The sequence below is a fragment of the Arthrobacter sp. AG367 genome, from assembly GCF_007828995.1.
Classification (GTDB): Bacteria; Actinomycetota; Actinomycetes; order Actinomycetales; family Micrococcaceae; genus Arthrobacter.
On the sequence record NZ_VIVE01000001.1, the window covers coordinates 1,517,608 to 1,530,823 of the forward strand.

Annotated in this window: 13 protein-coding genes; 2 read left to right on the plus strand and 11 right to left on the minus strand. The window is 68.3% G+C overall.

The features are described 5' to 3' along the window. Nucleotides 1–54: 54 nt before the first annotated feature. The 3 genes from groL to FB478_RS07015 form a co-directional block, all read right to left on the minus strand. A complete protein-coding gene (groL, locus tag FB478_RS07005) occupies nucleotides 55–1,665 on the minus strand; it encodes a chaperonin GroEL (protein ID WP_018769206.1) in 1,611 nt (536 codons plus the stop codon). A 79-nt stretch (nucleotides 1,666–1,744) separates the two neighbouring features. After that, on the minus strand, nucleotides 1,745–2,038 hold the full coding sequence (gene groES / locus FB478_RS07010) for a co-chaperone GroES (RefSeq protein ID WP_018769205.1): 294 nt from the start codon (nucleotides 2,036–2,038) through the stop codon (nucleotides 1,745–1,747). A gap of 252 nt (nucleotides 2,039–2,290) precedes the next feature. Next, on the minus strand, nucleotides 2,291–2,671 hold the full coding sequence (locus FB478_RS07015) for a DLW-39 family protein (protein WP_026265756.1): 381 nt from the start codon (nucleotides 2,669–2,671) through the stop codon (nucleotides 2,291–2,293). A 52-nt stretch (nucleotides 2,672–2,723) separates the two neighbouring features. On the opposite strand from FB478_RS07015, the gene FB478_RS07020 reads away from it, so the two are divergent. Beyond that, on the plus strand, nucleotides 2,724–3,953 hold the full coding sequence (locus FB478_RS07020) for a class I SAM-dependent methyltransferase (RefSeq protein ID WP_018769203.1): 1,230 nt from the start codon (nucleotides 2,724–2,726) through the stop codon (nucleotides 3,951–3,953). A gap of 4 nt (nucleotides 3,954–3,957) precedes the next feature. Here the strand turns inward: FB478_RS07020 and FB478_RS07025 are convergent, their stop codons facing one another. Next, a complete protein-coding gene (locus tag FB478_RS07025) occupies nucleotides 3,958–4,776 on the minus strand; it encodes a shikimate 5-dehydrogenase (protein WP_261377351.1) in 819 nt (272 codons plus the stop codon). Between the two features lie 69 nt (nucleotides 4,777–4,845). After that, on the minus strand, nucleotides 4,846–6,294 hold the full coding sequence (locus FB478_RS07030) for a glycoside hydrolase family 3 protein (protein WP_144600062.1): 1,449 nt from the start codon (nucleotides 6,292–6,294) through the stop codon (nucleotides 4,846–4,848). A gap of 386 nt (nucleotides 6,295–6,680) precedes the next feature. On the opposite strand from FB478_RS07030, the gene FB478_RS07040 reads away from it, so the two are divergent. Then, nucleotides 6,681–7,832 carry a glutamate--cysteine ligase gene (locus tag FB478_RS07040; RefSeq protein WP_018769199.1) on the plus strand — a complete coding sequence of 384 codons (1,152 nt, stop codon included), beginning with the start codon at nucleotides 6,681–6,683 and terminating at the stop codon, nucleotides 7,830–7,832. A 118-nt stretch (nucleotides 7,833–7,950) separates the two neighbouring features. Here the strand turns inward: FB478_RS07040 and tsaD are convergent, their stop codons facing one another. From tsaD to FB478_RS07070, 6 genes are read right to left on the minus strand one after another with little or no spacing between them, the layout of a single operon-like run. After that, nucleotides 7,951–9,042, minus strand: coding sequence for a tRNA (adenosine(37)-N6)-threonylcarbamoyltransferase complex transferase subunit TsaD (gene tsaD, locus FB478_RS07045; RefSeq protein ID WP_018769198.1), 1,092 nt, complete (start codon nucleotides 9,040–9,042; stop codon nucleotides 7,951–7,953). Further along, entirely contained in the window at nucleotides 9,039–9,533 is a 495-nt protein-coding gene (gene rimI, locus FB478_RS07050) for a ribosomal protein S18-alanine N-acetyltransferase (RefSeq protein ID WP_056394254.1), read from the minus strand. Before rimI ends, tsaD begins: the two co-directional genes overlap by 4 nt. 20 nt (nucleotides 9,534–9,553) lie before the next feature. Further along, nucleotides 9,554–10,225, minus strand: coding sequence for a tRNA (adenosine(37)-N6)-threonylcarbamoyltransferase complex dimerization subunit type 1 TsaB (gene tsaB / locus FB478_RS07055; protein WP_144600006.1), 672 nt, complete (start codon nucleotides 10,223–10,225; stop codon nucleotides 9,554–9,556). Then, nucleotides 10,219–10,833, minus strand: coding sequence for a tRNA (adenosine(37)-N6)-threonylcarbamoyltransferase complex ATPase subunit type 1 TsaE (tsaE, locus tag FB478_RS07060; RefSeq protein WP_144600007.1), 615 nt, complete (start codon nucleotides 10,831–10,833; stop codon nucleotides 10,219–10,221). Before tsaE ends, tsaB begins: the two co-directional genes overlap by 7 nt. Further along, a complete protein-coding gene (gene alr / locus FB478_RS07065) occupies nucleotides 10,830–12,068 on the minus strand; it encodes an alanine racemase (RefSeq protein ID WP_144600008.1) in 1,239 nt (412 codons plus the stop codon). Before alr ends, tsaE begins: the two co-directional genes overlap by 4 nt. Before the next feature lie 56 nt (nucleotides 12,069–12,124). Continuing rightward, the gene (locus FB478_RS07070) at nucleotides 12,125–13,216 is read right to left on the minus strand and encodes a PfkB family carbohydrate kinase (RefSeq protein WP_134163733.1); all 1,092 of its coding nucleotides are present in this window, start codon (nucleotides 13,214–13,216) and stop codon (nucleotides 12,125–12,127) included.

Here is a 13,216-nt window from a genome sequence, read left to right on the forward strand (position 1 = left end):
AAAACCGGCCCAGCTGGTGCTGGACCGGTTTTCTGTATGTGAAGACGGGCAGGATCAGTGGCTGTGGCCTGCGTGCTCGTCCTCTTCGGCCGGCTTCTCCACGACAAGGGTCTCGGTAGTGAGAACCAGCGCGGCGATGGAGGCCGCGTTGCGGAGGGCTGCACGGGTGACCTTGACGGGGTCGATGACGCCCGCAGCGATCAGGTCCTCGTACTCGCCGGACTTGGCGTTGAACCCGTTGTTGATTTCCAGGTCGGCAACCTTGGAGGTGACCACGTAACCGTCGAAGCCGGCGTTCTGGGCGATCCAGCGCAGGGGCTGGACCAGTGCGCGGCGGACAATGCCGACGGCCGCGGCAGCGTCGCCTTCGAGGGCGTTGACGGCGGCATCCTCATCCAGTGCCTTGAGGGCGTGGATCAGGGCCGAGCCACCGCCGGCCACGATGCCTTCTTCGAGGGCAGCGCGGGTGGAGGACACTGCGTCCTCGATGCGGTGCTTCTTTTCCTTCAGCTCAACCTCGGTTGCGGCACCCACCTTGATGACGCCGATGCCGCCGGCCAGCTTGGCCAGCCGCTCCTGGAGCTTTTCGCGGTCCCAGTCGGAATCGGTGCGGGTAACCTCGGCGCGCAGCTGGGCAACGCGTGCGGCCACGTCCTCGGCCGAGCCTGCGCCGTCGACGATGGTGGTGTTGTCCTTGGTGACGGTGATGCGGCGGGCCGTACCCAGCACCTCCAGGCCAACGGTGTCCAGGCTCAGGCCCAGCTCCGGGGAGACAACCTGCGCACCGGTGAGGGTGGCGATGTCCTGCAGCATGGCCTTGCGGCGGTCGCCGAAGCCGGGAGCCTTGACGGCAACAACGTTCAGGGTGCCGCGGATGCGGTTGACGATGAGCGTGGACAGGGCCTCGCCCTCGACGTCCTCGGCGATGATGAACAGCGGCTTGGAAGCCTGCAGTGCCTTTTCCAGCAGCGGCAGGAATTCCTGGATCGAGGAGATCTTGCCCTGGTTGATCAGGATAAGGGCGTCCTCGAGGACTGCTTCCTGGCGTTCCGCGTCGGTGACGAAGTACGGGGACAGGTAGCCCTTGTCGAACTGCATGCCCTCGGTGAGGACCAGTTCGGTCTGGGTGGTGGAGGACTCTTCGATGGTGATGACGCCATCCTTGCCCACCTTCCCAAAGGCCTCGGCGAGCAGTTCGCCGATTTCGTCGCTCTGGGCCGAGATGGCGGCAACGTTAGCCACCTGGGTGCCTTCGACCGGGCGGGCGTTTTCGAGCAGGCGGGCAGCCACGGCTTCAACCGCAACTTCGATGCCGCGCTTGATCTGGCCGGGAGCGGCGCCGGCAGCAACGTTGCGCAGGCCTTCCTTGACCAGGGCCTGGGCCAGGACCGTGGCGGTGGTGGTGCCGTCGCCGGCAACGTCGTTGGTCTTGGTGGCTACTTCCTTGGCCAGCTGCGCGCCAAGGTTCTCGTAGGGATCGTCAAGTTCCACTTCACGGGCGATGGTGACGCCGTCATTCGTGATGGTGGGGGCGCCCCACTTCTTGTCCAGGACGACGTTGCGGCCGCGGGGGCCGAGCGTCACCTTGACGGTGTTCGCGAGCTTATCGATGCCGGCCTCAAGGGACCGGCGGGCAGCGTCGTTAAACGCAAGCTGCTTTGCCATGGTTTTGTCCTTTCAAAGACAGAAACCCCGCACTGCCGGCCAGCATGAGCATGGCCGGCGGCACGGGGATCCGGAAGAGTTACTTGACGACGACAGCCAGGACGTCGCGGGCGGACAGCACCAGGTACTCGGTGCCGCCGGTCTTGACTTCGGTTCCGCCGTACTTGGAGTAGATGACGACGTCGCCAACGGCAACGTCAACCGGAACCCGCTGGCCGTCTTCGAAGCGGCCGGGGCCTACTGCAACAACTTCGCCTTCCTGCGGCTTCTCCTGGGCGGAGTCCGGGATGACCAGGCCTGAAGCCGTGGTCTGCTCGGCTTCGAGCGGGCGGACAACAATACGATCCTCAAGAGGCTTAATAGAGACCGACACTCGGACCTCTCCTTTTCGTCAGCAAAATTCGTGGACTGGAAAGCTTTCCGCCGTGGCTGGCAAACCGTCGTCGCGGTGCCGGCAGCAGCCTGGCTGGCAGCTCTTCATGTGTTAGCACCCTCCTAGGGAGAGTGCTAATGAAGACTCTATGTAAGGGTTAGCACTCGGTCAAGGTGAGTGCCAACGTTTCGTCATCGGCGTAAGCCTTTCGGGCTCCGGCCGACGGCGGTCCAGGGCGGCAAACATGCTTCCCTAACGGCCCAGGTCGTCGAAGTCCACGTCCTCGCCACCGTCGGCCTCGCCGCCTCCCTGCTGACGTTTCCGGTAAAGCACCCAACCGGCCCCGGCTGCGGTGAGTACGGCAACAACGAGGAAGAAAATGCTCCCGGCCCGTGCGCCGTCGTACAACCCGCGGATGTCCCGCGCCTCCTGCGTGTTGTCGTGGATGTCGTTGCCGCCCACCGAATAAACGGTGGCGTTGAACGTGTCCAGCAGGAAAATGATCACCAACAGGGCGATGCACACCACGGCCACCACGGCCGCGGCGATCAGGGCTGGACGGGCAAACCTAGCCACACCGCGGTCCCTGGGTCGATGTTCGCCGGTCTCCCCTGGGGCTGCGCTGTCATCCATGGTTTCAACAGTATCCGCATCCCGGCAGCCGTCCTCCACTAGGCTGGAAACCATGCCCCACGCTCCCCAGGACCAGATCGCACCCCTGTTGACCCCCGAAGGCTGGGAGTTGCTGGCATCGCTGGGCCCCTACCGCGAAGAGGACGCGTTTGAGCTCAATTCGGCGCTCCGGAAAGCCGGCCACCCGGGCGAACTTGTATCCGCCGTCCTGACGCAGTCCAGGCTGCGGACCAGGGCCGAGGCGAAGTTTGGTGAGTTCGCCCGCCAGATGCTTTTCACCCAGGCAGGCCTTGAGCAGGCCACCCGGCTGAACGTCGCCGCACACCACGCGCAGCGGTTCGCCGCAGCCGGGATCCGGCACGTGGCGGACCTGGGCTGCGGTCTTGGTGCCGACGCCATGGCCCTGGCTTCCCTGGACATCACCGTCACCGCCGTGGAGATGGATGAAACCACCGCCGCCTGCGCCACCATGAACCTCATCCCCTTCCCCAATGCCACGGTGGTCCACGCGGACGCGGCATCGGTCCCGCTGGAGGGGATCGACGGCGTCTGGCTGGATCCGGCACGCCGCGTCACTTCCACGTCGGGGACCAAGCGGATCTGGGACCCGGAGGCGTTCTCACCGCCGTTGTCCTTCGTGGAGTCGCTGGCGGCCGGGGGGAAGGCGGTGGGCGTGAAGATGGGCCCGGGCATGCCCCACGAGTCCGTGCCCACGGGATGCGAAGCCCAGTGGGTGTCGGTGGCCGGGGACGTGACCGAGGTGACCCTCTGGTTCAACGCCGTGCGCAGGCCCGGGGTCCGCCGGGCTGCCCTGGTCCTGGGGTCCCAGGGGCCCGCCGAGCTGACCAGCGCAGAGGACTTCGGCGCCGGCCCGGCCGCTCCGGTGGGACCCGTGGAGGGTTACCTGTACGAACCCGACGGCGCCGTGATCCGTGCCGGGCTGGTTGCCGACGTGGCGCTGCAGCTCGGCGGGCACCTGGTGGATGAACACATTGCCTACATCTGTGCCGCGGAACTTCTGGACACCCCGTTCGCCAAGGCTTACAGGGTCCTGGAAGTCATGCCCTACAACGTCAAGGCACTCAAGGCCTGGGTGAAGGAGGAGGGGATCACCGTACTGGACATCAAGAAGCGCGGCACAGCGGTGACCCCGGAAGAGCTGCGGAAGCAGCTCCTCCCGCAGGGCAAGGGTGCCGCAAAAAAGGGTTCCGCCAGGACGGCCACGCTGGTCCTGACTCGCATCGGCGAGGACCGCGTGGCCATCGTGGTGGAACCGGTGTAAACGCCTACTGGGCGCGCATGAACTCCTCGGCTGCCCGGACCTGTTCCGCGGTGGGGCGCACTCCCGTGTACAGCACAAACTGTTCCAGGGCCTGGATGGTGGCAACCTCCGCACCGGTGATGACGTGCTTGCCTGCCGCGCGGGCGCCCCGGATCAGCGGCGTCTCGGCGGGCAGTGCCACCACGTCGAAGACCACGCGTGCGGCCTCGATGGCCTCCGCGGGGAAGGACAGGCTGTCCGCTTCGGCGCCGCCCGCCATGCCGATGGGGGTGACGTTGATGATCATGTCCGCCGTCCCGCCGTCGAGCGCTGCACGCCACTGGAAACCGTACTGGCCTGCGAGCGCACGCCCGGCGGCCTCGTTCCGGGCGATGACGGTGACGTCCTTGAAACCGGCGTCCCGGAGCGCGGCGACGGTGGCCTTGGCCATCCCGCCCGCCCCCTGGACCAGCACGGAATAGTCGGTGGGGACCCCGTTGGATGCCAGCAGCTGCTCAATGGCCGTGTAGTCGGTGTTGTACGCCTTGAGGTGGCCGTCGGTGTTCACGATGGTGTTCACGGAGTCGATGGCCTTGGCGGACGGGTCCATCTCGTCCACCAGCGCGATGACGTCTTCCTTGTACGGCATGGAGATGGCACAGCCGCGGATGCCCAGGCCCCGCACTCCGGCGATGGCCTGTTCCAGGTTGGTGGGCGCGAACGCCTTGTAGATCCAGTTCAGGCCCAGCTGCCCGTACAGATGGTTGTGGAAGCGGGTCCCGTTGTTGCTGGGGCGGGCCGACAGCGAGATGCAGAGGGTCATGTCTTTATTCAGAATGGGCACCAGACCATTAAACGCGTTCCAGCCATCGTGCGGGGTCCCCGGTCCGGGGTCCGGGGCAGGAGCCAGAGGTCAGGGGCAGCCGGTTCCCGCGGGGAAAGGCCCGGCGGCGGCGGGCAGCTTCCCGGGAGCAGGCGCCTTTCCTGCCAGCACGGCCACCAGCGCATCAAAGGCGGCGTCGGTGCGGCCGTACAGCGCCAGCTTCACCGGAGCCGTGGAGTTTTGGAGCGGCCAGGGGGCATCCAGGGCCACGGCAATGTCCCCGGCCGCTGGATTCCCGCCGAAGCCGATGAGGTTCACCAGCGGTCCTGATCCAACCGCGAGGCCGGCACGTGCGGCGGCGGCTTCGAAGCGCTCCCGGTCCCCCGGTCCCCCGCCGGCCACGCGCACCGCACCGGGCACCAGGGGTCCGCTGCAGGGACCGGAGACAACCGTCACGGCCGACGCCGAAACCCGCGCCGACAACGCCGCACCGCTTCCGGCCGGGGCACCTGTGCCGGCTGTTCCGGCAGGCGGCGTGGTCCGGGCATGCCAGATCATCATGGTGGCCACCCGCTGCGCGGCCTCATCCAGCCGGGAGGCGGGAAGCGTGCCGGCGGCCAGGGCCTGGAGGATGGCGGCGTGCGCCTGTTCCACGTCCGCGGGCATCAGCAACAGGTCGGCGCCGGCTCCCAAAGCTTTTACGGCTGCTGCGCCGGCGGGGTACTGCTTGTCCACGGCTCCCATGTTGAGGGCGTCCGTCACGGCTACACCTTTGAATCCGAGCTCCCTCATCGCGGCGTAGCTCGGTGCGGAGAGCGACGCCGGCACACCGGGCTCCAGCGCAGGCACAGCGATGTGGCCCGTCATGACGACCGGCAGGCCCGCGGCCACGGCCGCCTGGAAGGGTTTCCAGTCCCGGGCCCGGAGCTGGTCGATGCCGGCCGGCTGGACCGGGAGGCTGAGGTGGGAGTCCGCGGTCACCGAGCCGTGGCCGGGAAAGTGCTTGACGGTGGGAAGCACGCCGGCGTCCAGCATGCCCTGGGCGAAGGCGACCCCGTGGGCTGCGGCGGCGGCAGGATCCGCGGACATGGAGCGCGCGCCGATGGTGGGGTCGCTGGGCCCGATGGTCACGTCGGTATCCGGCGCGAAGTCGAGGTCGAATCCCAGCGGCACCAGCTCGCCGGCCAGGCCCTTTCCTGCTTCCCGGGTCAGGGCCGGGTTGCCGGCCGCTCCGTAGCTCATGGGCGTGGGCCATTCAGTCAGGGGCTCCCCCAGGCGTGCCACGGCGCCCCCTTCCTGGTCCACGCCGATGATCCCGGGCCACCGCCGGCCGCCGGCGGCGACAGCCTGCTGCAGCCGCTGGTTCACCGCGCCCATGGCGGCAACATCCACGTTCCCCTGCGGATCGCGTGGCACGTTGTCGCCCATGATGATGGATCCGGCCAGATGCAGCCGCTGGATGAGCGCGGCGTGCGCCTCCACCTGGTTGCCCTTGAAGAACGGGAGCAGAACCTGGCCCGCCTTCTCCTCCGGAGTCATGGCTGCCACGGCCGCGACGGCGGCGTCCTGGTCGCGCTGCTCCGGGCCCCACCCCAGGGGGCGGGAGCCTGCGTCAGGTGAGGCAGAAGCGGTGGGAGGCGCCGTCGTCGTACTTGCCGATGCCGAAGGGGCCCCGGTGGGCCCGGAGGACGACGACGGCGGGGCTGCGGTTGGGGAGGCTGTGCAGGAGGCCAGCGCCAGGGCCGACAGGGCCAGGAGGAGCGGGAAGGATTTGGCGGGAGTGGTTTTGGCAGGTCTGTGACGCGTGGGGAACGGGGCCATCAATACGATGCTACCCCTGCACTAGACTTGAACCACCCGTTCGCCTGCCGGCATCAGCCTGTGAGCGGCATCAGCCAGCGGCAAACCGGACAGTGAGGAAACGTGTGAAGATCGACTTCGCCCCATCGAGGCAGTCAACCCTCGGTGTCGAGTGGGAGCTTGCCCTGGTGGACGGAAAGACGGGCGAGCTCGCATCCGTGGCCAACCAGGTGCTCCGCGGAGTTGCTTCCCGCCACCCGGAACTCAACGAAGACGACGAGCATCCGCACATCAAGCAGGAACTGCTGCTGAACACCGTGGAACTGGTCACCGGCATCTGCGAAACAGCTGCCGAGGCCAAGGAAGACCTCAGCCGGTCCGTTGCCGCCGTCCGCGAAATCACCGATCCCATGGGCGTGGAACTCTTCTGCGCCGGCAGCCACCCGTTCAGCCCGCCGCAGCTGCAGCCCGTGACGGACAAGGCCCGCTACGCCAAACTCATCGACCGCACCCAGTGGTGGGGCAGGCAGATGGTCATTTACGGCGTTCACGTGCACGTAGGACTTGACCGCCGGGACAAGGCACTCCCCGTCCTGGATGGCCTGGTCAACTACTTCCCGCACTTCCAGGCGCTCTCAGCATCCAGCCCCTTCTGGGGCGGCGAGGATACCGGCTATGCCTCCCAGCGGGCCCTGATGTTCCAGCAGCTTCCCACCGCCGGCCTGCCCTTCCAGTTCAAATCCTGGGAGGAATACGAGTCCTACGTGCAGGACATGTTCACCACCGGCGTGATCGACACCATCTCTGAGATCCGCTGGGACATCCGGCCCGTGCCGGCGCTTGGCACCATCGAGATGCGCATCTGCGACGGCCTGGCCACGCTGGAGGAAGTGGGTGCCATTGCGGCCCTCACCCAATGCCTGGTGGACGAGTTCTCCACCACCCTGGACAACGGCGGCACCATTCCCACCATGCCGCCCTGGCACGTGCAGGAGAACAAGTGGCGCGCCGCCCGGTACGGCCTGGACGCCATCATCATCCTGGACGCCGCAGGGCGGGAACAGCTGGTCACCGAGCACCTGCTGGAGACGCTGAACCGGCTGGAGCCGGTGGCGGCCAAGCTGCGCTGCGCCGACGAGCTTGCCGACGTCGAGAAGATCATCCGCCGCGGCGCCGGGTACCAGCGACAGCGCCGCGTGGCCGCAGAGAACGGCGGGAACCTCCAGGCCGTGGTGCTGGACCTGGTCAAGCAGATGCGGAACGGCCCCACCGCGTAACGTGCTCCTGCCGAAGTGGGGCACTTCGGCACGGACACGCCGGCCGCCATCGTGATGTACGACGGCGGAGCCCGCCAAAGTGCCCCGCGACGGTTCGCTTTCGCCCGGCGCTCTGCCGTCAGGCCGGCAGCGACACCGATGTAACCGGCATTGACGAGTCCGGGGCGAAGGCGATTCCACTGGGTTCGACGCCGGCCATCACCAGCTGTGCGCCGAGGGCGGCCACCATGGCGCCGTTGTCCGTGCAAAGGTCCAGGGGCGGCACGTGCAGCCGGATGCCGGCGGACGCGCACCGCTGCCCGGTCAGTTCCCGCAGCCGCGAGTTGGCCGCCACTCCCCCACCCAGCAGGACATCCTTGATGCCGTACTCGCGGCAGGCCAGCACCGCCTTGGACGAAATCACGTCCACCACGGCTTCCTGGAAGGCGGCCGCGATGTCAGCCACGGGGATCTCTTCGCCGCGGGCCTCAAACTGCTCCACGCACCGGGCCACTGCCGTCTTGAGGCCGCTGAAGGACCAGTCATACCGGTGCGGCCCCGGCTCATCCGCCGTGCCCATGTACTTGGGCTGGGTGAGGCCGCGGGGGAAGCGGATGGCCTTCGGATTGCCGCCGCGGGCCACCTTGTCGATCGCAGGGCCGCCCGGGTAGCCAAGACCCAGGATGCGTGCCACTTTGTCGTAGGCTTCACCGGCGGCGTCGTCGATGGTGGAGCCCAGGAGCTCCACGTCGCTGGTGATGGTCCTGATCCGCAGGATTTCGGTGTGGCCGCCGGACACCAGCAGGGCGCCCAGGTTCTCCGGCAGCTCCTGCTTCCGGCCGTTGGCGCGGTCATCCAGCAGCCCCACGCCCACGTGCGCCACCAGGTGGTTGATCGCGTACAGCGGCTTCCCGGTGGCGACGGCGAGCGCCTTGGCAGCGCAGACACCCACCATGAGTGCGCCGGCCAGCCCGGGTCCGGATGTGACGGCGATGGCGTCCACCTCGTCAAGGCTCACACCTGCGTCGGCCAGCGCCTGATCGAGCGTGGGGACGAACGCGTCCAAGTGGGCGCGCGAGGCGATCTCGGGGATGACGCCGCCAAAGCGGACGTGCTCGTCCATGGAGGAGGAGACGGTGTTGGTCAGGAGGGTGGTGCCCCGGACGATGCCCACGCCGGTTTCGTCGCAGGATGATTCGATCCCCAGCACCAGGGGCTGTGAGCGGTTCATTGCCGGCCTGCTTCCGTTGCTTGGTGGCCATCAGTTTCCGGTGCGGCCAGCTGGAGCCGCATGATGAGCGCATCCACGCCGTCGCGGTAGTAGCGGGGGCGGATGTGGATCTGTTCGAAGCCGAACCGGACGTACAGCTGCTGCGCCCGCGGGTTGTCGGCGCGGACCTCGAGCAGGACATCGGCGGCACCGCGGTGCCTGGCCTCGGCGATGAGTTGGGTGAGCAGCCTGCTGCCGATGCCCCGCCCCTCGTAATCAGGAACGACGGCGATGGTCTGGATGTCGGCGATGGGCTCGATGCACATCAGCCCGGCGTAGCCCACGATGCCGTCGGTGGTCTCCGCCACAAGGTAGCGGCGGGTTTCCGGCTGGGAGAGTTCATCCAGGAACATCTGCACGGGCCAGGCGTCGATGGGGAAGAGCTTGTGTTCCAGGGCGCCGACGGCGGGTACATCGCCCAGGGTCATGTCGCGGACGGTGACGCCTGCCATGTGGGGTTCCGGGGTGGTACTCACAGTGCACGCTTCCGTGGTCCGGGTACCTGGGCATCTGATTCGCGCAGGTACAGGGGTGTGGTGTCCAGCAGGGCCTCCCCGGCAGCCAGCCGCGCCAGGGCAAACTGGCCAAGATACAGGGCGTCGGGCTGCTCCCCCGCGAACTCGGGATCGGCTTGGAGGACGTCGGCGTAGAGACCTGCGCCCGCGCCGAAGGCGGGCAGGTCCGGCAGGTCGGCGGCGAAACCAACATGGGGGCCGTCCTCCAGCAGCGGCAGCTGCCCGTCACCCAGGCTGTAGCGCGCCCAGTAGACCTCTTTCCGGCGGGCGTCGGTGGCCACCAGGAACTCCGGGACGGCGGCGGTGGATTCGGCTACCTCCAGGGCCACCGCGTCCAGGCTCATCAGGCCGTGCAGCGGCTTGCCCCAGACGAACGCCAGCGTCCGGGCGGTGGCAATGCCCGAGCGCAGCCCGGTGAAGGGGCCGGGGCCTACGCCCACCACCAGCGCATCGATGTCCTGCCCGGTGACGCCGGCTTCGGACAGCATGGTGTGGATGCCGGGAGCGAGCACCTCGGCGTGGCTGCGGGTGTCCTCCGTGGAGAAGCTGGCCACCACGCCTTCGGGGGCTGCATCGGACACCAGCGCGGCGCTGGCCACCGCGGAAGTGTCAATCGCAAGGATCAGCATGGGGCGTTTCCTTCCGGCCCGCCCAGCTCCGGCCCGCCCAGCTCGGGGGCACCCAGTTCGGGGGCAGTTGCCCAGCGCGGCCCGTAGCCACGCATCACGATGGTGCGGGGCTCGTCGGTGTCTTCGCCGTCGAAGTCCAGGCTTCCACCTCCACTGCCGGCGGCATCCAGCCCGATGGCACGGAGGAGGTCGATCTCCAGCCGGCTCTCGCTGAGGTGCTCCACCCGGTCCTGTCCCCACTCCACCACGGTCACGGACGAGTCCATGGTGTTTTCGAGGTCGATGTCGTCGATCTCCGCTGCGGAACCCAGCCGGTAGGCGTCCACGTGCACAAGGTCGGGGCCGCCGGGACGCGGACCATCCGGCAGGTTCGGGTGGATCCGGACCAGCACAAAGGTGGGTGAGATGATGCCTGCGCGGACACCCAGCCCCTCGCCCAGTCCCTGGGTGAAGGTGGTTTTCCCGGCACCCAGCTCACCGGAAAGCACCAGCAGGTCCCCGGCCCGCAGCACCTCCGCCAAACGTGCGCCGAACGCGTGCGTCTGTTCCGCCGTCGTCGCCGTGAACGTCTTTTCCCAGTTGGCAGCCAACTGTCCGGCCGCGCTCATGCGGCCCCCGCCGAGCCGGGCGCGCCCACCAGGCCGTGGCCGGTGCCCGCCGGCTGGTCCTCGTTGATGAAGCGGCGCGGAACACGGGGGCTGATGCGGGTAACGATTTCATAGTTGATGGTCCCCGCGGCGCGTGCCCAGTCCTCCGCGGTGGGCCCGCCGTCGGCGCCGTCCCCGAACAGTTCCGCTTCCGCACCCTGCAGGTCAGTTCCGGATGCCTCCGGCCCAAGGTCGATCACCATCTGGTCCATCGCGATCCGGCCCACCACGGGATAGGTCTTCCCTGCGACGCGGACGGGTCCACCGGTGGCGACCCGGGGGACGCCGTCGGCATAGCCCACCGGAATCAGGGCCAGCGTGCTCGCCGTCCTGGTGCGGTAATGCAGCCCGTAGGAGACGCCCTGCCCCTCGGGCACGTCCTTGCACTGCGACACGAGGGTGCGCAGCGTCATGGCGGGCCGGAGTCCCAGTTCTGCTGAAGTCTGCCCGTCAAACGGCGACAGCCCATAGATGCCCAGGCCAACCCTGACCAGGTCGAAGTGGGTGTCCGGGCGGGACAGGGTGGCGGGAGTGTTGGCAAGGTGCCGGACCTCGGGATCCACGCCCGCGTCCTCGGCAATGGCCAGCGCCTCCCGGAACGCGGCCACCTGCTGGTCCGTTTCGGGCCGCTCCGGTTCGTCGGCCACGGCCAGGTGGGAGAAGATGCCAACTACGCGCAGCAGGCCCTGGTCCTGGTATTCCACGGCCTCCCCCACCAGGCGGTCCCAGGACTCGGGGGTGGCTCCGTTCCGTCCCAGCCCGGTGTCCACCTTGAGATGCACCCGTGCCGGCCGCTCCTGCTCACGGGCCGCGGCCACGATGCGTTCCAGCTCCCACCCTGAGCAGCCAATGTCGACGCCTGCGGCCACCGCGGCACCGAAGTTGCTGTCCGTGGTGTGCAGCCAGGCGAGAAGCGGCGCGTCGATGCCGGCGGCGCGCAGCGCCAGGGCCTCGGAAATGTGGGCCACGCCGAGCCAGGCCGCGCCTGCCTGCAGGGCTGCGCGGGCCACGGGGACGGCGCCGTGCCCGTATGCATCCGCCTTGACGACGGCCATGACTTTCGCGGGGGAGGCAGCGGCGGCAAGCCGGCGGACGTTGTGCCGGATGGCGTCCAGGTCGATCACGGCCGACCGCTCGTGGCGGGGGTCCGGCCCGGAGGCAGCGCTGAATTCACCGGTTGTTGCGGGGTAGGTCACCTAAGTGATTCTAGTGCGGGCACTTCGCGCCGAATAATCAGGGCCTCCAACGCCGCCTAAGCATCCGACAAGTGCGCGATGGTGGCGGCCGCCCTGCGCTGGGCTGACAGCGGCACGTCATCGATGATGTCAGCGAGGAACCCGAAACGCCGCAGCCACTGGCTCGTCTGCCGTTCGGGGCGGGCGTTGGCTCGTCTCCACCAGTCGGCAATGTCGCCCCAACCCGGCGCCGCCAGCGAGCCGCCCACCTCCTGCACCGCCATGGACGCGCACAGGTTGGCAAAGCGCAGCCGGTCCCCCAGCGGCCACCCGGCCAGGGTGCCCACGATGAAGGCTGCGTCGAAGCAGTCGCCGGCTCCGGTGGGGTCGTGCGCCTTGACCGGAAGCGACGGGACCCATTCTTCCTCGCCGGTTTCCGAGTCCACGGCCATGGCGCCCTGCGGGCCCAGGGTTACGACAGCCACCGGAACGTGGTCCGCCAGCGCGTACAAGGCGCTCCACGGATTGTCCTTGCCCGTGAACGCCATGGCCTCGCGCTGGTTGGGCAGGAAGGCGTAGAAGTACTGCAGGTTGTCGAGCCTGACGGGCGCCCATTCCCCGCTGGGGTCCCATCCAACATCGCCGAACAGCTTTACCCCGCCGGCGTGGGCTGCGTGGGCCCACGGCTCCACTTCCAGGCCCACCTCAGCGATTCCGGCGAGGGCCTTGGGCGGGTCTCCGATCAGCTCGGAATTTGTCACCGGCGCGGAGTGCCCGTGGGTCACCAGGGACCGGTCCTGGTCCACGCAGAGGGACACGGTCACCGGGGAGTGCCAGCCCGGGACGCGTCGGGAAAGGCTGAGGTCCACGTGTTCCTGGCCGGAAAGGATCTTCCAGTTGAAGTCCCCGTACCCGTCGTCGCCGAAAGCAGCTGCCAGCCCGGTGCGCAGCCCAAGCCTGGCAGCGGCAATGGCCTGGTTGGCCACCCCGCCGGGGCAGCTGCCCATGCCGTCGCTCCAGATTTCCGTGCCGGGTTCGGGCCCGTGGGGCAGGCCGGTGAAGATGATGTCCTGGAACACGGTCCCGGCCAGCAAGAGGTCGAATCCGGGTTCGGCGGGTGAACGGACGGCAGCCAGGGGGTCGTAGGGGCGTGCTGGGATGGCGTCCAT

Coding starts and splice junctions, on each gene's coding strand:
- groL (WP_018769206.1), bottom strand. CDS start 1,665: ATGGCAAAGCAGCTTGCGTTTAACGACGCTGCCCGCCGGTCCCTTGAG.
- FB478_RS07015 (WP_026265756.1), bottom strand. CDS start 2,671: ATGGATGACAGCGCAGCCCCAGGGGAGACCGGCGAACATCGACCCAGG.
- FB478_RS07020 (WP_018769203.1), top strand. CDS start 2,724: ATGCCCCACGCTCCCCAGGACCAGATCGCACCCCTGTTGACCCCCGAA.
- FB478_RS07030 (WP_144600062.1), bottom strand. CDS start 6,294: ATGACTCCGGAGGAGAAGGCGGGCCAGGTTCTGCTCCCGTTCTTCAAG.
- tsaD (WP_018769198.1), bottom strand. CDS start 9,042: ATGAACCGCTCACAGCCCCTGGTGCTGGGGATCGAATCATCCTGCGAC.
- rimI (WP_056394254.1), bottom strand. CDS start 9,533: ATGGCAGGCGTCACCGTCCGCGACATGACCCTGGGCGATGTACCCGCC.
- tsaB (WP_144600006.1), bottom strand. CDS start 10,225: ATGCTGATCCTTGCGATTGACACTTCCGCGGTGGCCAGCGCCGCGCTG.
- tsaE (WP_144600007.1), bottom strand. CDS start 10,833: ATGAGCGCGGCCGGACAGTTGGCTGCCAACTGGGAAAAGACGTTCACG.
- FB478_RS07070 (WP_134163733.1), bottom strand. CDS start 13,216: ATGGACGCCATCCCAGCACGCCCCTACGACCCCCTGGCTGCCGTCCGT.